At 68.6% G+C, this 18,265-nt stretch carries 17 protein-coding genes; 16 read left to right on the top strand and 1 reads right to left on the bottom strand.

The genetic code is table 11. The features are described from left to right. The first annotated feature begins 517 nt into the window (after nucleotides 1-517). From P2T65_RS04945 to P2T65_RS04915, 7 genes are all read left to right on the top strand, one after another. Nucleotides 518-1,540, top strand: a complete 1,023-nt coding sequence (locus P2T65_RS04945; RefSeq protein WP_055458711.1) for a LacI family DNA-binding transcriptional regulator — start codon at nucleotides 518-520, stop codon at nucleotides 1,538-1,540. Between the two features lie 78 nt (nucleotides 1,541-1,618). Beyond that, nucleotides 1,619-2,905 carry an ABC transporter substrate-binding protein gene (locus P2T65_RS04940; protein WP_276199328.1) on the top strand — a complete coding sequence of 429 codons (1,287 nt, stop codon included), beginning with the start codon at nucleotides 1,619-1,621 and terminating at the stop codon, nucleotides 2,903-2,905. Nucleotides 2,906-2,981: 76 nt separating this feature from the next. Continuing rightward, nucleotides 2,982-3,836 (top strand): sugar ABC transporter permease, encoded by an 855-nt coding sequence (locus P2T65_RS04935; RefSeq protein ID WP_276199401.1) that lies wholly within the window; start codon nucleotides 2,982-2,984, stop codon nucleotides 3,834-3,836. Continuing rightward, nucleotides 3,833-4,684, top strand: a complete 852-nt coding sequence (locus P2T65_RS04930) for a carbohydrate ABC transporter permease (protein ID WP_276199327.1) — start codon at nucleotides 3,833-3,835, stop codon at nucleotides 4,682-4,684. Before P2T65_RS04935 ends, P2T65_RS04930 begins: the two co-directional genes overlap by 4 nt. A 22-nt stretch (nucleotides 4,685-4,706) precedes the next feature. Continuing rightward, nucleotides 4,707-5,780, top strand: a complete 1,074-nt coding sequence (locus P2T65_RS04925; RefSeq protein WP_055458713.1) for an ABC transporter ATP-binding protein — start codon at nucleotides 4,707-4,709, stop codon at nucleotides 5,778-5,780. A gap of 1 nt (nucleotide 5,781) precedes the next feature. Further along, a complete protein-coding gene (locus P2T65_RS04920) occupies nucleotides 5,782-7,068 on the top strand; it encodes a trehalase family glycosidase (protein WP_055458714.1) in 1,287 nt (428 codons plus the stop codon). A gap of 16 nt (nucleotides 7,069-7,084) precedes the next feature. Beyond that, entirely contained in the window at nucleotides 7,085-7,768 is a 684-nt protein-coding gene (locus P2T65_RS04915) for a PIG-L family deacetylase (protein WP_055458715.1), read from the top strand. On the opposite strand, the gene P2T65_RS04910 is transcribed toward P2T65_RS04915, so the two are convergent. Beyond that, a complete protein-coding gene (locus tag P2T65_RS04910) occupies nucleotides 7,765-8,628 on the bottom strand; it encodes a LysR family transcriptional regulator (protein ID WP_071924643.1) in 864 nt (287 codons plus the stop codon). The genes P2T65_RS04915 and P2T65_RS04910 overlap by 4 nt on opposite strands. A 124-nt stretch (nucleotides 8,629-8,752) precedes the next feature. Between P2T65_RS04910 and P2T65_RS04905 the strand changes: the two genes are divergently transcribed. The 9 genes from P2T65_RS04905 to P2T65_RS04865 all read left to right on the top strand — a co-directional run bounded on the left by P2T65_RS04905 (nucleotide 8,753) and on the right by P2T65_RS04865 (nucleotide 18,180). Next, the gene (locus tag P2T65_RS04905; protein WP_055458968.1) at nucleotides 8,753-9,688 is read left to right on the top strand and encodes a dihydrodipicolinate synthase family protein; all 936 of its coding nucleotides are present in this window, start codon (nucleotides 8,753-8,755) and stop codon (nucleotides 9,686-9,688) included. Between the two features lie 390 nt (nucleotides 9,689-10,078). Next, a complete protein-coding gene (locus P2T65_RS04900; RefSeq protein ID WP_276199326.1) occupies nucleotides 10,079-10,864 on the top strand; it encodes an ABC transporter permease in 786 nt (261 codons plus the stop codon). Nucleotides 10,865-10,930: 66 nt separating this feature from the next. Beyond that, entirely contained in the window at nucleotides 10,931-11,935 is a 1,005-nt protein-coding gene (locus tag P2T65_RS04895) for an ABC transporter substrate-binding protein (RefSeq protein ID WP_276199325.1), read from the top strand. An 11-nt stretch (nucleotides 11,936-11,946) separates the two neighbouring features. Further along, the gene (locus P2T65_RS04890) at nucleotides 11,947-12,771 is read left to right on the top strand and encodes an ABC transporter ATP-binding protein (protein WP_276199324.1); all 825 of its coding nucleotides are present in this window, start codon (nucleotides 11,947-11,949) and stop codon (nucleotides 12,769-12,771) included. Nucleotides 12,772-12,775: 4 nt separating this feature from the next. Beyond that, nucleotides 12,776-14,164: an enolase gene (locus P2T65_RS04885; RefSeq protein ID WP_276199323.1), complete on the top strand. Its 1,389-nt coding sequence runs from the start codon at nucleotides 12,776-12,778 to the stop codon at nucleotides 14,162-14,164. Next, nucleotides 14,161-15,342 (top strand): Gfo/Idh/MocA family oxidoreductase, encoded by a 1,182-nt coding sequence (locus P2T65_RS04880; RefSeq protein ID WP_276199322.1) that lies wholly within the window; start codon nucleotides 14,161-14,163, stop codon nucleotides 15,340-15,342. Before P2T65_RS04885 ends, P2T65_RS04880 begins: the two co-directional genes overlap by 4 nt. 17 nt (nucleotides 15,343-15,359) lie before the next feature. Further along, nucleotides 15,360-16,544, top strand: a complete 1,185-nt coding sequence (locus tag P2T65_RS04875; protein ID WP_055458721.1) for a dihydrodipicolinate synthase family protein — start codon at nucleotides 15,360-15,362, stop codon at nucleotides 16,542-16,544. Between the two features lie 40 nt (nucleotides 16,545-16,584). After that, nucleotides 16,585-17,448 (top strand): sugar phosphate isomerase/epimerase family protein, encoded by an 864-nt coding sequence (locus tag P2T65_RS04870; protein ID WP_071924788.1) that lies wholly within the window; start codon nucleotides 16,585-16,587, stop codon nucleotides 17,446-17,448. Nucleotides 17,449-17,499: 51 nt separating this feature from the next. Further along, nucleotides 17,500-18,180 (top strand): TetR/AcrR family transcriptional regulator, encoded by a 681-nt coding sequence (locus P2T65_RS04865; RefSeq protein ID WP_082464753.1) that lies wholly within the window; start codon nucleotides 17,500-17,502, stop codon nucleotides 18,178-18,180. Nucleotides 18,181-18,265: the final 85 nt, after the last annotated feature.

The raw sequence follows: 18,265 nt of genomic DNA, 5'->3' as shown, positions 1-18,265 counted from the left end.
TCCGAAAGATCTTCAGCCTTGCGGGCACGCCTCAACAAGAATGCCCCTTCGTTCCACCCCGATCCGTCACCGCGACGCATCCAGGCGACGGGCATCCACCGGAGCGCGAGCCTTGGCGTCGTTGTCGAAATAAACATAGACAACGCATCCTCCAGCCCGGTGCCTGGCGCGATCCGCGATGCCTTCCATTCCGCTACCCACTGACCCAGGCCCGGATCCACGTCGCCCATCGCTCGAGCGCGGCATCGTCCCGTCCGGCATCCGTCGGCTCTCCGTGCCCGCGGTCGACTATGACGACGGCACCTGGAACCCTCCTTCCGCGCCTCCATCGTCATCCTGGAGGAGGGGAGAGTAGAGGTCAGTAATGTCGACGGCACCGCCGCAGCCGCTCCGGACGTGGCCACCATGCCCGACTGAGCGCGCAGCCGCTTGACTCGGGCGGGCATTGGCGCCACGTTTCCAAAACGTTTTGGAACTGCCGATGCATGCACGCGCCCATAGGACCTGGACAAAGCGATTGCGCCTCAAGGAACTTGCGGCGCATCTCGACCTGTCGATCACGACGGTGTCGCGGGCGCTCGCTGGCTATTCGGACGTGAGCGAGGAGACGCGGCGGCGCGTGCGCGAGGCGGCGGACGCCTTCGGCTATGTACCGAATCAGATGGGCCGGATGCTCGTCTCCGGCCGCAGCAACTTCGTGGGCATGCTGCTGCCGATCCACCCGCACGAGCTTGTCGATCCCTATCTCGCCGACTTTCTCGCAGGACTCGCCGGCGGCCTCACGCAGCGCGGGCGGGACCTCTTCCTCGCGACCGTGCCCACGGGGCAGGACGACCTTGCCGTGCTGCAACGCGTCGTCGAGAGCCGGCGGGCCGATGCGGTCGTGCTCTATCGCCTGACCTGCGAGGATCCGCGCGTCGCCTTCCTCATCGAGCGCGGCGTGCCCTTCGTCGCGCACGGGCGCACGCTTGCCGGCACTGACGCCTATTCCTGGCTCGACACCGACGGCGAGGGCGCCTTCCACGACCTCGGCCGCAAGCTCGTCGCCCTCGGCCACCGCCACTTCGCCATGCTCGCGCCGACGAAGGACTTCACCTATGCCTTCCTGCGTCGGCGCGGCTTCGAGCGGGCGCTCGCCGAGGCGGGCCTGCCGCCGCCGGACGTGCTGACGGTGCCACTCGGAGACGCGGCTGCGATGGCACGGGCGGCGGCACAGCTCATCAACCGCGATCCGCGGCCCACCGCCATCATCGGCCTCAAGGACCAGCTCGCGCTCGCCGTTCTCGACGAGGCGCGGCGCGAAGGCATCGCCGTGCCGCAGGCGCTCACGGTGGTCGGCTTCGACGACACGCCGGTGGCAGCCTACGCCGACCCACCGCTGACGACCTTCAGCCAGAACATCGCCGAGGGCGCAGCGATGATCGCCGCCATGGTGATCGAGCGTCTCGAGAAGGGCGAGGCCGGCATTGCCGGACATCTCGTCGAGCCACGCTTCGTGCCGCGCGCGAGCCACGGACCCGCGCCGGCCGGAGCGACATGAACGCGGCCGGTGCCGCAGCGGTGGGAGTGTGAAGACCGACAACAAGGCGCTCCGCCAAACCGAAGGGGAGGACGTGACATGATGCGCAGGAAACAGGGAACGATGATCGCGCTCGCCGCGCTGACGCTGGCGTTCAGCGTTGCCGGGCGGGCCGAGGCGCAGGGGCTCCTGTTCTGGTCCACCCAGGCCAAGCCCGTCGAAGAGACGCAGAAGATGCGCACTGAGGTGCTCGGCGGCTTCGGTAAGCCGGTCGACTATTACGGCAACGATGCCGGTCCCTTCTTCACCCGCATCCAGGCGGAGCTCAAAGCCGGCAAGGGCACCATCGCGCTGCTCGGCGGCCTGCACGGCGAGCTCGCGTCGCTGTCGTCCGACCTCGTCGACCTGAAGGACGTGCTCTCGGCCACGGGGGACGCCAAGATCAACCCGACGCTCGTCTCGCTCGGCACCTATGGCACGGCCGAGCAGAAATACCTGCCCTGGATGCAGGCGAGCTACGTCATGGCCGCCAACAAGGAGGCGCTGCAATATCTGCCTGCGGGCGCCGATGTGCAGAAGCTCACCTATGACGAACTCATCGCTTGGGGCAAGGCGATGCGCGAGGCGACGGGATCGCCGAAGATCGGCCTGCCTGCCGGCCCCAAGGGCCTGCTGCACCGCTTCTTTCAGGGCTATCTCTATCCCTCCTACACCGGTTCGGTCGTGACGAAGTTCCGCTCGCCCGAAGCCGAGGCAATGTGGAACGCCTTCAAGATGCTGTGGGAGGAGATCAACCCCGCCTCGACCAACTACGGTTTCATGCAGGAACCGCTGCTCACCGGTGAGGTCTGGGTGGCCTGGGAGCACACGGCGCGCCTGCAGGACGCGCTCAACCAGAAGCCGGATCAATTCGTCACCTTCCCGGCGCCGGCCGGTCCCGCCGGGCGCGGCTTCATGCCGGTCGTCGCCGGCATCGCCATCCCCAAGACCTCGCCGAATGTCGAGGAGGCCAAGGCGCTCGCCGCCTACATGCTGAAGCCCGAGACGCAGATCGCGACGCTGCGGGCGACGAGCTTCTTCCCGGTCGTCGAGGTCACGCTGCCGGACGACATGCCCGCCGCGGTGAAGATGTCGGGTGCGACGGTGGCCGCCCAGTCGGCAGCACCGGATGCCAAGCCGAGCCTGCTGCCCGTCGGCATCGGCGGTCTCGACGGCAAGTTCAACAAGGTGTTCATCGACACGTTCCAGCGCGTCGTGCTGCGCGGCCAGGACGTGCGCCAGGTGCTCGACGAGCAGGCAGCGACGCTCAAGGAGATCATGACCGAAAGCAAGGCCCCGTGCTGGGCACCGGACAAGGCAAGCGAAGGGCCCTGCCCGGTGGAATGACCGGTACGGCTTGGCCTGCGCGGACACCAGTGGCGTTCCGCGTAGGCCGACACCGCGGAGGCGTGCGATGCAAAGACTGCTGAGCAGCCAGAAGGTGCTGCCCTACCTGCTCATATTGCCCGCGAGCCTATTTCTCGCGGCCTTCTTCTTCGTGCCCTTCGTGCAGGTCGTCCTCGAGGCCTTCACGAGCGACGATGGCTTCACCTTCACGCATTTCAGGACGATGGCCGACGACTGGAAGTTCATGCCCGCGCTCAGCAACACGCTGGGCCTCGCCCTCGTCGTCGTGCCGATCCAGATCACGCTCGCGCTCGTCATGGCGAGCCTCGTCACGCGCCTCAGGCGCGGGCGCGACGTGGTCCTCTATGTCTTCACCATCCCGCTCGGCATCTCGGACCTCGCGGCCGGGCTCATCTGGTTCGCGCTGCTCGAGCAGAATGGCTTCCTCAACAGCATCCTCTATGACCTCGGCATCATCCCGGGCCCGCAGAACCTGCTCGACTACCGCAACACGGCGGGGCTGTTCGTCGCGGTCGTCATCGCGGAGGTATGGCGCGCCACGGCCATCGTGCTCGTCATCCTCGTCGCCGGCCTCGGCCTCATCCCGAAGGAATACGACGAGGCGGCCGAGGTCTTCGGCGCGGGGCCGCTGAAGCGCTTCTTCCTCATCACCCTGCCGCTGCTCAGGCCCAGCCTGCAGACGGCGCTGATCCTGCGCACCATCCTCGCCTTCGAGGTCTTCGCCGTCGTCGCCGTCCTCGCTGGCAACAACCTGCCGGTGCTGATGGGCGAGACCTATTCTTGGCAGTTCGACCTGCAGGACCACAAGGTGGCCTCGGCCTATGCCATCGTCATCCTCGCCATCTCGCTCGCCTTCACGGTCTTCTTCCTGTGGGCGCTGCGCGACCGCACGCGGGAGGCCGCGGCATGACCAGCCTCGCAACCACCGAAGCCGAAGCCCCGACGCGGGCCGAGCCGCGCAGCAGCAGCCGGCTCGTCATGGCGAGCGCCGTCATCGTGCTCGTCGCCTGGGTGTTGGTGCCGATCTATCTTCTCGTCGTCAACGCGCTCGGCTCCGTCGCGGCGGTGACGGCCTGGCCGAAGTCGCTGGTGCCGGAGTTCGACCTCGCGAGCCTCGCCTTCTTCGCCAATTACGCCGGCGTGCCGCGGGCGCTGCTTAACTCCTTCCTCGTCGCCGGGCTGACGATGGTGCTGTCCATCGGCCTCGGCGCGCCGGCCGGCTATGCGCTGGCGCGCTTCCGCTTCCCCGGCGCGAACCTCTTCCGCCTCGCGGTGCTGATGACGCGCGCCTTCCCGTTGCCGCTCCTCGCCCTGCCGCTGACGGTGCTCTTCATCCGCGTCGGCCTCGACGACACCATCATCGGCCTTGCGCTCGTCCACACGACGCTCGCCATGCCCTTTGCCGTGCTCATCATGGCCTCGCTCTTCATGAGCATTCCCGAGGAGCTCGAGGAGGCGGCCTGGACGCTCGGCTGCTCGCGGCTCTCCGCCTTCCGCAAGGTGGTGCTGCCGCTGGCGCTGCCGGGCATCGCGGCGGCGGGCATCTTCGCCTTCGTCATCTCGTGGAACGAGGTCTTCGCCGCGGCCGTGCTCACCATCGAGAACAAGACGCTGACGGCCTTCCTGCTGCAGAGCCTCGATGTCTCGCCCCTGCCGCTCAAGTTCGCCGGCGGGGCCGTCCTCATCGTGCCGGCGCTCCTCTTCCTCTTCGCCGTGCGCAAGTATCTCTTCTCCCTCTGGGGCATCGCCAACCGCTAGGCGGTGAGCAAAGGGTAACCGAATGGCCGATATCGACATCAGGCAGGTCGCCAAGCGCTTCGGCAGCCACCAGGCCCTGCACGCCGTGGACCTCACAGTGGCGGACGGGGAGTTCGTCGTCCTTCTCGGCGCCTCCGGCTCGGGCAAGACGACGCTCCTGCGCATTATCGCCGGGCTCGAGACGGCGAGCGAGGGCACGGTGAGCATCGGCGGCCGGCGGGTGGACGGCCTGCCGCCGCGCCGGCGCGGCATCGCCATGGTGTTCCAGAACTACGCCGTCTTTCCGCACATGACGGTGTTCGACAACATCGGCTTCGGCCTCGCCATGCAGAAGATTCCGGCGGCTGAGATCGAGCGGAAGGTGCGTCGCGTTGCCGGGATGCTGCACATCGAGGAGCTGCTGAAGCGCTATTCCGGCCAGCTCTCCGGCGGTCAGCGCCAGCGCGTCGCCGTGGCCCGCGCGCTCGCCGTGGAGCCCGCGGTGCTCCTGATGGACGAGCCGCTGTCCAACCTCGACGCGCTCCTCAGGCTCGAGATGCGCGCCGAGCTCAAGGGCGTGCTCCAGGAGAGCCGCACCACGACCATCTACGTGACGCATGACCAGGTTGAGGCGATGAGCCTCGCCGACCGCATCGCCGTCATGCACGAAGGCCGCATCGTCCAGGCGGCGCCGGCGCCCGAGGTCTATCACCACCCCGCAACACGCTTCGTCGGCAGCTTTATCGGCAACCCGCCCATGAACTTCCTGCCCGCCAGCCGGGAAGGGCAGGGCGCGCGCGTCGCCGGCCATCTCTTCCGCCATGCGCCGGCGAGCGACGGGGCTCTTGCCTTCGGCATCCGGCCCGAGGATCTCGCGCCGGCGGGCGAGGGCTTTGCCGGCCGCGTCAAGGTTGTGGAGCCGCTCGGTCCGCACCAGCTCGTGACAATGGACCTCGCCGGCCATCTCTTCCGCGCCGTGCTCGACAACGATCTTGCCGTGCGTCCCGGTGAAACCCTGGTGCTCGCGCCGCGGCCCGGCCGGGCGCGCTGGTTCGACGCCGACAGCGGCGCAAGCCTGGCCGAGATCACACAGCCTGAACCCGTCACCGGAGCATGAGATGACGACCCATTCCCTTGAGGCCCTGCGGACGCGCGCCGCCGCGATCGTCGCCGACAATGATCGCGGCGCCTATACCGTACCGACAAAGGGGCTTTATCCCTTCCAGTGGAACTGGGATTCCTGCCTGACCGCCCTCGGCCAGCGCCATAGCGACGAGCGCCGCGCTTTCCTCGAGATCGAGACGCTCTTCGCCCACCAGTGGCCGGACGGCATGGTGCCGCACATCGTCTTCCACACGCCGGACGACAGCTATTTTCCCGGCCCCGACGTCTGGCGCACCGGCCGGCCGACGCCGACCTCCGGCATCACCCAGCCGCCGGTCGCCGGCCTCGTGCTGCGCCGCCTCGTCGAGACGGCCGCCGATCAGGCCTTCGCGGAGGAGAAGGCGCGGACCCTTCTGCCGAAGATCGCCGCTTGGCACCGCTGGTTCCACGCCATGCGCGATCCCGCCGGCTCGGGACTCGTCGCCATCCTGCATCCCTGGGAATCGGGCCGCGACAACAGCATCGACTGGGACGACGCCCTGGCACGCGTGCCGACCGAGGGCGTAGAGCCCTACGTTCGTCGCGACACCCAGCACGTCGATGCCGCCGAACGGCCGCACAAGGCTGAGTACGACCGCTACCTGTGGCTCGTGCAGCGCTTCCGCGACCTCGGCTGGGACAACCGCCTGCTGCACGACGCCTCCCCCTTCCAGGTCGTGGACCCGGCCATCAACGCCATCCTCGTCCGCTCCGACGAGGACGTTGCGCACCTCGCCGAACGCTTCGGAGACAAGGCGCTGGCGGAGGAGGCGCAGGCGCGGGCGGCGCGGGCGCGCGCGGCCTTCGATGGTCTCTGGAGCGCCGATCTCCGCCAGTACCTGCCGTTCGATCGCGTTGCCGGACAGCTGATCGCAAGCCCCTCGGTGGGCGGCCTCCTGCCCCTCCTCGCCGGGCTGGGGAATGCGGAGAAGCGCGCCGCGATGCGCGATCGCATCCGCACCTTGCGCACGCACGTGCGCTACGGCGTGCCGACGCATGATCCCACCGATCCACGCTTCGAGGCCAAGCGCTATTGGCGCGGGCCGTGCTGGCTGATCATCAACTATCTTCTCGCCGACGGGCTCGACCGCTGCGGCTTCGCCGCGGATGCGGCTGCCGTGCGGGCCGACAGCCTGGCGCTCGTCGAGAACGGCTTCGCCGAATATTACGACCCCCTGACCGGCGAGGGCCTCGGCGGCGGCAATTTCACCTGGACGGCGGCGATCCTCATCGAGACGCTGGCGACGAGCGCCGCTGCCTGAGGCGCGAGGGGGAACCATGCGCATCATCGGCTTCGGCGCCCATCCGGACGACGTCGAGATCTTCTTCTTCGGCCTCCTCGCCACCTACCAGGCGGCAGGCCATGACATCGGCTGGGTGATCGCGACGGATGGCGCCGCCGGAGGGGAGGGGGAGAAGGAGGCTCTGCGCCGCACCCGCCGGGCCGAGGCGCTGGCCGGCGCGGCCATCCTCGGCGTCACGCCGGTCTTCCTCGACGCGCCGGACGGCGCCCTGGCCGAAGACCGGGCGGTTGCCGGCCGCATCGCCGCCCTGATCGAGGAGATGGCGCCCGACCTTGTCGTGACCCATGCGCCGAACGACTATCACCCGGACCATCGGGCGCTCAGCCGCCTCGTGAGCGACGCTGCGCGCTTCCGCATGCCGGTGCTCTTCGCCGACACCCTGCTCGGGGTCGAGGCTGCGCCGACGATCTATGTCGACATCTCGGCCCATTTCGCCGCCAAATGCGCGGCCATCGCGGCGCATGCCTCGCAGCGGCCGCAGCGCTTCGTCGAGGCGGTGACGGGCTGGAACCGCTTTCGGGCGCTGCAGTGCGGCTATGACGGCGGCGCCTATGCGGAGGCCTTCTCCTTCTCGCCGCGCTTTCCCTTCAGCGACATTCGCGGCCTGCTGCCGCCGGCGCCGCCGCTGCGCCCGCTCGGCCGGCCGTTATCCCGCTAGCGCCCGCGCGCCTCGCCGATGAGCGCCTCGATCAGCCGCCGGCGCCGCGAGTTGCGCGGCCAGATCAGCCCGATGCGCCGGGTGATGGCGAGGCCCGACACCGGCAGCTTGGCGATGGCGAGCCCCTCGGGCCAGGGCGGCGGCCAGTCGGGCAGCAGCGCGACGCCGAGGCCGCGGTCGACCAGCACCGCGATGGCATCGAGCGCGTCGAGCTCGAATCGCTCGCGCGGCCGGATGCCGAGCCGGCGCAGCGCGACATCGACCAGCCGCCCGCCCCAGTGGTTGCGGTCGTAGCGGATGAAGGGCTCGCTCGCGAGAAGCCGCAGCGGGTCCTCTCTCGCCCGCTCGCCCGGCGCGACGAGGACGATGGGCTCCTCCCCCAGCAGGACGAAGGCGTGGGTCTTGGGCGGCGCGAAGGGCGGCTCGACGATGAGCGCCGCATCGAGCTCGCCGCCGATCACCCGATCGTAGAGCTCGATCGAGTTGCCCGGCTGCACATAGATCTCGACCTGCGGATGGTTGGCGGCGAGGCGTGCCAGCACGCCCGGCAGAAGGCCGGTGACAGCGGTGGCGATGGCGCCGATGCGCAGTTCGCCCGCCGGCGTGTCGGCGAGGGCGAGCGCCTTGAGCTCGCGTTCGTCGTTGAGGAGGCGGCGCGCCCGCTCGATGACGGCGGCACCGGCTTCCGTCGGCTGCATGGTGCGCCCGGCACGGGCAAGGAGGGAGGTGCCGAGCTCGGCCTCGAGCGCCCTGACGCGCTGGGCCACGGCGGCGGGCGTGATGGCGAGGCGCCGTGCCGCCTCGGCCATGGAGCCGTGGTCCGCCACGGCGATGAAACTCTCGAGGAAGCGCGTATCCATCGAACAGGAAATCTATCGTTTGAAGAAACAACAATAGAGATTTTATTTCGAAGGGCCAGCGGCGATGAGTGGGCAGGAAGGGTGCTATCCCGAAGCCGCCCGAGCGATTGTCACGGAGACGACCATGCCCCTCACCAATGAAGCCCGCGGCGTGTTCCCCATCGCGCCGACGCCCTTTTCCCCATCGGGCGAGATCGACTGGGCAAGCGTCGACCGGCTGTTCGACTTCTATCGCGAGATCGGCGCCGACGGCCTGACGGTGCTCGGCATCATGGGCGAGGCGCCCAAGCTGGAGGTCGAGGAATCGGTTGCGCTCGTCAGGCGCTGCCTCGCGCGCGTCGGCAACCTGCCCGTCATCGTCGGCGTCTCGGCACCGGGCTTCGCCGCCATGCGCGCCATGGCGCGCTCGGCCATGGATCTTGGTGCAGCCGGCGTGATGATTGCGCCGCCGTCGTCGCTGCGTACCGACGACCAGATCGTCACCTATTACGCCCAGGCGGTGGAGGCGATCGGCACCGACGTTCCCTTCGTCATCCAGGATTATCCGCTGACGCTCTCGGTCGTCATGACGCCCGGCGTCATCCGCCGCATCGTCATGGACAATCCCTCCTGCGTGATGCTGAAGCACGAGGACTGGCCTGGCCTCGAGAAGATTTCGGCGCTGCGCCGCTTCCAGCAGGACGGGTCCATGCGGCCGATTGCGATCCTGTGCGGCAACGGCGGCCTCTTCCTCGATTTCGAGGTGGAGCGCGGCGCCGACGGCGCCAACACCGGCTATGCCTTCCCCGAGATGCTGATCGACGTCGTCCGGTTGCAGGCGCGCGGCGAGCGCGATGCGGCCCATGACATCTTCGACGCGCATCTGCCGCTGCTGCGTTACGAGCAGCAGCCGGGCGTCGGCCTCGCCGTCCGCAAATATGTCATGATGCGCCGCGGCATCCTCGCCTCCGATGCGCAGCGCAAGCCGGCGGGCCGCTTGTCCGAGATGGCCGTGGCCGAGATCGACTATCTCCTCAAGCGCCTCGCCACCCGCGACCCGCGCGCCGCCGGGCTCGTCTGACGCTCCTTCAGGAGGTCGTCTGCTTCGCCTGATACCAGGGCCTCGGATGGCCCGTTGACCCTTCTCCCCGCATGCAAGTCGGACTTGCACATCAGAAGGCGGACCCCGGCCTTGCCCAGTTTCCGCTGCGGGAGAGGCGCGGCCGCATTCTTGCTGTGTAACCGCTCTTTTCCGGTCCATAGCCACTGCCTCATTGCCTGGCGCCGTTCCCGGCGCCGCCGCAGCGTCACGGGCCTTGCCCGGGCGGTGCTTGACAGGTCGCCGCTCTCGCCCAATAGTAACTACCTGATGAGTTACTTAAGAGCGTGATCACACGCCCGCGCGATTCTCGCGCTTCATCGGGAGGACGGCACCATGGCCCCAGCCGCGGGTTCTCGTGCGAGCGGACGCATGCTTGTGCAATGGCTCGATTCGGCCTGGGTGCGGCCGGTGGGTCTCATGGTCGTCGTCGTCGTTCTATGGGAACTGGCGGTCAGGCTCTTCGCCATCCCGCCCTATCTGGTGCCCAAGCCGTGGGACGTCATCCTCGTCCTCGTCCACGAGCGCGACATGCTGCTCGCCGAATCGATGCCGACGACGATTGCCACCATCGGCGGCTTTGCCCTTTCGGTCGCCGTCGGCATTCCGCTCGCCATGCTCATCGCCGGTTCGCGCACGGTGGAGGCCTATCTCTATCCGCTGCTCGTCTTCTCGCAGTCGATCCCGAAGGTGGCGGTGGCGCCGCTGCTCGTCGTCTGGTTCGGCTTCGGCATGGCGCCGAAAGTCATCTGCGCCTTCCTGCTCGGCGTCTTCCCCGTCGTCGTCGCCGGCGTGCAGGGCTTCAAGTCGGTCGAGCCCGACATGCGCGACCTCGCCCGCTCGGTGAAGGCCTCCTGGCTGCAGACCTTCATCATCGTCAGCCTGCCGCACGCGCTGCCGTCGATCTTCTCCGGCCTCAAGGTGTCGGTGACGCTCGCCGTGGTCGGAGCCGTGGTCGGCGAGTTCGTCGGTGCCAATTCCGGCATCGGCTTCGTGCTGCAGCGCTCCATCGGCAATTTCGAGCTGCCGACGATGTTCGCGGCGCTCACCATCCTCGCCCTCATCGGCGTCGTCCTGTTCTGGATCGTCGACCTCGTCGAGCGCCTGGCCGTGCCCTGGCACGCCAGCCAGCGCGCCGACGTCATCGCGACCGCCTGATCCTCATCCCGCGCCAAGACGGGAGCACCAAAGCAACGCTCCGACAGAGCTTATGGGGAGGACATCATGTTGAAGGCCCGGTTTGTGAAGATCTTGTCCCTGGCGGGTATCGCGGCGTTTCTCGCAGGCGCGCAGGCCGAGGCCGCCGACAAGGCGGTGCTGCTGCTCAACTGGTATGTCTACGGCGAGCACGCGCCCTTCTATCTCGGCAAGAAGAAAGGCTTCTTCGCGGAGGAGGGCATCGACCTCGACATCCAGGAGGGGAGGGGCTCGGCGCTGACCGTGCAGGCGGTGGCGGCCAAGACGGTGCCCTTCGGCTATGCCGACGTGCCGACCATGATCCGCGCCGCCGTGAAGGGCGCGCCCGTCGTCGCCACGGGCATCGCCCTGCAGAAGAGCCCCATGTCCGTCATGGGCTTCTCCGAGAAGAACATCCGCACGCCCGACGACATCAAGGGCAAGACCGTCGCCATGACGCCCGGCGATTCCATGTCGCAGATCTGGCCCCTGTTCCTCAAGCGCACGGGCCTCAAGGAGGGCGATTTCCAGGTCGTCTCCGGCGACGCCCAGACGAAGCTCAACGCCGTCATCAACGGGCGCGCCGACGTGCTCCTCGGCTATGCCATGGACCAGAGCATGAAGATCAAGGACGCCACCGGCAAGGACGTCTTCCCGGTGATGTTTGCCGACTACGGGATCAACATGGTCTCGTCCGGCATCTTCGTGCACAAGGACATGCTCGGCGAGAACCCCGATCTCGTGCGCCGCTTCATGGCGGCCGCGACGAAGTCGATCGAATATGCCGAGAAGCACCCGGCCGAGGCGGCCGAGGCCGTGCTCGAGGCCCTGCCCAAGGCGGGCAAGAAGGAGACCCTGCAGGAAGGCTTCGAGCTGACGATCCCGCTCTACCACACGGACGAGACCAAGGGGCAGCGGCCGTGGCGGGTGAGCGACAAGATCATGGCCGACACGGTCGAGCTCCTGGTGCAGTACGGCGGCGTCGAGGCGGCGTCGGCCGGGGATCCGAAGGCGTTCTACACGAACGACTTCCTGCCCGCGGCGAGCCAGTGAGGGGTGCCGCGATGCCTGCCGCTGCGCGCCGCTTCACCGTGATCAGCCGGGACGAGCCGGCCAGGACGCGCCGTCTCATCGAGATCCGTGGCCTGAGCAAGACCTACCGCACGCGGGCCGGGGACGTGCCGTCCTTGTCCCCGGTCGACCTCGACGTCGACGAGGGCGAGTTCATCGCCGTCGTCGGCCCCTCGGGCTGCGGCAAGTCCACGCTCCTGAAGCTTCTCGCCGGCCTCATCGCGCCGACCGAGGGCGAGGTGCGCATCGACGGCGAGGCCGTGCGCGAGCCGCCGGACAATGTCGGCATCGTCTTCCAGAGCCCGGTCCTGCTCGCCTGGCGCACGCTGCTGCGCAACGTCATGATGCCCGTCGAGGTGCGCGGCCTCGACCGCGCCACGCATCTCGCCCGGGCGCACCAACTGCTCGAGACGGCGGGCCTCAAGGGCTTCGAGGACAAGTATCCCTGGCAGCTCTCGGGCGGCATGCAGCAGCGCGCCGCCATCTGCCGGGCGCTGGTGCACGACCCGGCGCTGCTCCTGATGGACGAGCCCTTCGGGGCGCTCGACGCCATGACGCGCGAGCACATGAACCTCGAGTTGCAGCGCATCCACGGCGAGACCAACAAGACCATCATCTTCATCACCCACTCGATCCCGGAGGCGGTATTCCTCGCCGACCGGGTGGTGGTGATGTCGTCGCGTCCCGGCACGGTCGAGGCGATCTACAAGGTCGACCTGCCGCGGCCGCGTTCGCTGGAGATGATGGGCGAGCGGTCCTTCGCCGAGATCACCAAGGAAATCCGCGGGCACTTCTATGCCCGCGGCGCATTGGACTGACGCCATGGCCCCACGGCTTCGCCTCCTCGACATCGCCTGTTTCGAGCGGCTCATGCCGTTCACGCATGCCTTCCGCTTCGGCGCGGTGAGCGTGACGGCGGCGCCGCAGGCCTTCGTGCGCGTCACCGTCGAGGTCGAGGGCCACGGCATCGCGACGGGCGCCGCGGCCGAGATGATGATGCCGAAGTGGTTCGACAAGAACCCGGCGAAGAGCCCCGCCGACACCATCGACGACCTGCGCGCCGGGCTCACGCGGGCCGCGGCGGTCTATCGCGATGCCCGCGGCTTCGACACGGCCTTCGGGCATCATGCCCGCACGGTCGGCGAGACGGCGCAGGATGCGGCGCCGGCGCTGGTGCGCGGCTACGGCCCCGCCGTCATCGACAAGGCGATCCTCGATGCCCTGTTCAAGGCGCTCGGCGTCGACGCCGCGACGGGTCTCAGGCGCAACCTGCCGGGGCTCGATGCGCGGCTGACGCCGGACATCGAGGCCGGGCGGATCGACGGCTTCCTCGCCGGTCTCGCGCCGCGGGCGGAGGTTGCCCTGCGCTGGACGGTCGGCCTCGGCGACGACCTTGCGGAGCTGCCCGGCGAGATCGCGCGCTCGTCGCTCCGCTACCTCAAGCTCAAGCTCGGCGGCGACGTTGCGCAGGACCGGGCGCGCCTGGCCCAGATCGCTGGCATCATGGCGCGGGCGGGCACCATCACGGGCGTGACGCTCGACGCCAACGAGCAATACGACCTTCCCGGCCTCGCGGCGCTCGTCGAGGCGCTCACGTCCGATGCCGCCCTTGCTCCCCTGCGCGAGCGGCTGATGTATGTCGAGCAGCCGCTCGACCGTGCCACGACCCTCGCCCACGACCTCGGCGACGTCGCTGAGGGCATGGCCTTCATCATCGACGAGGCGGACGGCACCTACGATGCCTTTCCCGAGGCGGTGGCACGCGGCTACCGCGGCGTCTCGTCCAAGGCCTGCAAGGGCCTCTACAAGTCGCTCCTCAATGCCGTGCGGGCCCGGGCGCTGAACGAGGCCGCAGGGCGCCCCGGTCACTGCTTCCTGAGTGGTGAAGACCTCACCTGCCAGGCCGGCCTCGGCGTGCAGCAGGACACGGCGCTCGTCGCGCTCCTCGGCCTCGGCCACGTCGAGCGCAACGGTCATCACTATGTCGACGGCTTCGGGCCGGCGCCGGCGGAAGAGGCTGAGGCCTTCGCTACCGCCCATCCCGACCTCTACGAGGAGCGCGGCGGCCGCCTGCGGCTTGCGACCGGCAGCGGCGCGCTCGCCACCCGTTCCCTCTTCCGCGTTCCCGGCCTTGCCGGCGGCGCCGAACCCATCTGGGGCAGCCTCGCGCGCCTCACTTCCCAATCCATTCTCGAAGGGCAGACATCATGAGCCAGCGTACTCTCGGCATCGTCATGCACGGCATCACCGGCCGCATGGGGCTCAACCAGCATCTCATCCGCTCGGTCGCCGCCATCCGCGCGCAGGGCGGCGTGCCGCTGTCGGACGGCTCGCGCGTGCAGCTCGACCCCATCCTGGTCGGCCGCAATGCCGACAAGGTCGAGGCGCTCGCCAAGACCCACGGCATCTCCCGCTGGACGACGGACCTCGACGCCGCCATCGCCAATCCCGACGACACCATCTTCTTCGACGCGGCGACGACGCAGATGCGGCCGGAACTGCTGGAGAAGGCGATCGCCACCGGCAAGCACATCTATTGCGAGAAGCCGATCGCCACCGACTTCACCAAGGCGCTCCGGATCTGCGAGCTTGCCGACGCCAAGGGCGTCAGGCACGGGGTGGTGCAGGACAAGCTCTTCCTGCCCGGCTTGCAGAAGCTGAAGTTCCTGCGCGATTCCGGCTTCTTCGGCCGCATGCTGTCGGTGCGCGGCGAGTTCGGCTACTGGGTCTTCGAGGGCGACTGGGGCCAGGCACCGCAGCGCCCGTCCTGGAACTACCGTAGCGAGGACGGCGGCGGCATGATCCTGGACATGGTCTGCCACTGGCGCTACGTGCTCGACAATCTCTTCGGCGAAGTGAAGGCCGTCTCCTGCCTCGGCGCGACGCACATTCCGGCGCGTGTCGACGAGCGTGGCAAGTCCTACCCGGCGACCGCCGACGATTCCGCCTATGCCACCTTCGAGCTCGAGGGCGGCGTCATCGCCCACATCAACATGTCCTGGTGCGTACGGGTCTATCGTGACGACCTCGTCACCTTCCAGGTCGACGGCACGCATGGCTCGGCGGTGGCCGGACTCACCGACTGCGTCATGCAGGCCCGCCAGGGCACCCCGCGCCCGGTGTGGAACCCGGACCAGAAGCAGACGCACGACTTCTATGCCGACTGGCAGCCGGTGCCAGAGACCGCCGTCTACGACAACGGCTTCAAGACCCAGTGGGAGATGTTCATCCGCCACGTCGTCGAGGGCGCGCCCTACAAGTACACGCTGCACGAGGGCGCCAAGGGCGTGCAGCTCGTCGAATGCGCGCTCGAGAGCTGGCGCGAGCGCCGCTGGGTCGACGTACCGCCGCTGCCGCTGAAGGCGGCGCGGGCCCAGGCGGCCGAGTGAGGGCAGGGAAACAGGCCATGAACGTCGTCGACCAGAGCCTCACCATCCGTCTGCCGCGCGCCGACCGGTCGCTCGAGACCTTCCGGCCGCGTGCGCCACGCGACTTTCCCGAGCGCGCGGCCGGCCCCATGAACCGCGTCGCCTTCTCGGCGGCGCATGTCGTCGCTGATCCGCTGCGCGAGGCGGACCCGTGGCTCGACTGCGCCATCGACTGGGACCGCACCATCGCCTACCGGGAGCACCTGTGGGACCTCGGCCTCGGCGTCGCCGAGGCCATGGACACGGCCCAGCGCGGCATGGGCCTCGACTGGCCGACCTCGCTCGATCTCATCACGCGCTCGGTCGCGGCGGCGAAGGCGCGCGGCGGGGCGCTCGTCTTCTCCGGCGCCGGTACGGACCATCTCGACCTTGCCGCAGTGAAGAGCGTCGACGAGGTGATCGCGGCCTACGAGACGCAGTTCGAGGCCATCGAGAAGGTCGGCGGGCGCATCATCCTCATGTGCTCGCGGGCGCTCGCCCGCGTGGCGGCGGGGCCCGACGACTACGTGCGCGTCTACGACCGGCTGCTGACGGGGGCGCGCGAGCCCGTCATCATCCACTGGCTCGGCGACATGTTCGATCCCGCGCTCGCCGGCTACTGGGGCACGCGCGAGCTCGCGGTGGCCATGGACACGGCGGTCGCCATCATCAACGCCCATGCGGCCAAGGTGGACGGCGTCAAGATATCGCTGCTCGACAAGGACCGCGAGATCGCCATGCGCCGGCGCCTTGCGCCGGGCGTGCGCATGTATACCGGCGACGACTTCAACTATGCCGAATTGATCGCCGGCGACGACAAGGGCTATTCCGACGCATTGCTCGGCATCTTCGATGCCATCGCGCCGGCAGCCTCGGCCGCGCTCGTCAGCCTCGCCAGGGGGCACGAAGCGACCTTCCACGACATCCTGTCGCCGACGGTGCCGCTGTCGCGCCACATCTTCCGGGCGCCGACGCGCTTCTACAAGACGGGCGTCGTCTTCATGGCCTATCTCAACGGCTGGCAGGACCATTTCACCATGGTCGGCGGCCAGGAGAGTGCGCGCTCGACGTTGCATCTCGCCGAGCTCTTCCGGCTCGCCGATGCGGCCGGCCTGCTGCGCGATCCGGCCCTTGCGGTCAGGCGCATGCGCCACGTGCTCGCGACGCGCGGCGTGGAAGGATGAGGGCATGAACCATATCGCTTCCACCGTCGCGGATGCGGCGTTGCGCGACTTCTCGCGGGACCACCGCTTCCTGTCGATCAACACGGCGACCGTGCGCAAGCAAGGCGACCTTCTCGCCATCATCGACGCCTGCGCGCGGGCGGAGATCCGCGCCATCTCGCCGTGGCGCGACCAGGTGGCGGCTGTCGGGCTCGATCGGGCGGTCACTGCCGTCAAGGCAGCCGGACTCGAACTCTCCGGCTATTGCCGTGGCGGCATGTTCCCGAGCGATGCGGCGCATCTTGCGGAGATGCGCGACGACAACCGCCGCGCCGTCGACGAGGCGAAGGCCCTCGGCGCGCCCTGCCTTGTCCTCGTCGTCGGCGGCCTGCCGCAATATTCGCGGCCGGGGTCGGCCCCGTCGAAGGACCTCGGCGCGGCGCGCATCATGGTGGAGGACGGCATCGGCGAACTGCTGGACTATGCCCGCTCCATCGGCATGCCGCTCGCCATCGAGCCGCTGCACCCGATGTACGCCGCCGACCGCGCCTGCGTGAACACGCTCGGCCAGGCGCTCGACATCTGCGACCGGCTCGATCCGGCTCGCACCGGCTTTCTCGGTGTCGCCTGCGACGTCTATCACGTATGGTGGGACCCGGACCTCTTCGCCGGCATCGCGCGGGCGGGGCGCGAGCGCATGCTCGCCTATCATGTCTGCGACTGGCTGGTGCCGACGCGCGACCTCTTGCTCGACCGCGGCATGATGGGCGACGGCGTCATCGACCTCAAACCCATCCGCGCCGCAGTTGAAGCGGTGGGCTACGCGGGTTATGCGGAAGTCGAGATATTTTCCGAGGACTGGTGGGCAAGGCCGATGGACGAGGTGCTGGCGACCTGCATCGCCCGCCATCGGTCGGCAGTCTAGAAGGGGCGGGGCGTCTTTCGTCACGCCGGGGCAGTGGAGCGTAACGACGGCATGGCGAAGACGAAGGCCGCCGAGGCGACAGCGGCGCCCGAAGGCGCGGTAGCGAAGCGCGAGGTGCGCACGCGCGATCCCGAGCGGACGCGCGGCAACATCCTCGCCGCCGCGACGGTGGAGTTCTCCTCGCGGGGCTTCGCTGGTGCGAGCATCGACGCCATCGCCAAGCGCTCGGGCGCCAACCGGCGCATGATCTATCACTACTTTGGCTCGAAGCGCGGGCTGTGGCTCGCCGTGCTCGAGGCGGCCTACGAGCGCGTGCGCACGGCCGAACTGCGCCTGCATCTCGAGCAACTCGCGCCGGAGAAGGCGATGCGGGCGCTTGTCGCCTTCACCTTCGATTCCTTTGTCGGCGAGCGCACCTTCATCAACCTGCTCAACAGCGAGAACCTGCACCAGGCGCGCCATCTCAAGGGCTCGACGCGCATCAAGACGATGCACTCGCCGCTCATCGGCATGATCCAGGACATTCTCGACAAGGGCGTGGCGGCCGGCGTCTTCCGCAGCGGCATCGACCCGGCGCAGCTGTGGATCTCGATTGCCGGCGTGTCCTTCTTCTATTTCTCCAACATCTTCACCCTGTCGGTGATCCTCGACCGCGACCTGATGTCGAAGAAGCAGATCGCCGAGCGCCGGGCCCACGTCGTCGATCTTATCCTGGCAGGCATCCGGGCCTGACCGTCCCCCTGGGACAATTCCCGGCGCTGACATTGCAATGCCCGCCTCCCCGCCGATATGTCGTTGAGGCTTCGGCGAGGAGAAC

This window comes from Chelatococcus sp. XZ-Ab1, assembly GCF_029309855.1.
GTDB lineage: Bacteria > Pseudomonadota > Alphaproteobacteria > Rhizobiales > Beijerinckiaceae > Chelatococcus_A > Chelatococcus_A sambhunathii.
This window is presented reverse-complemented; position numbering and strand designations above follow the sequence as displayed.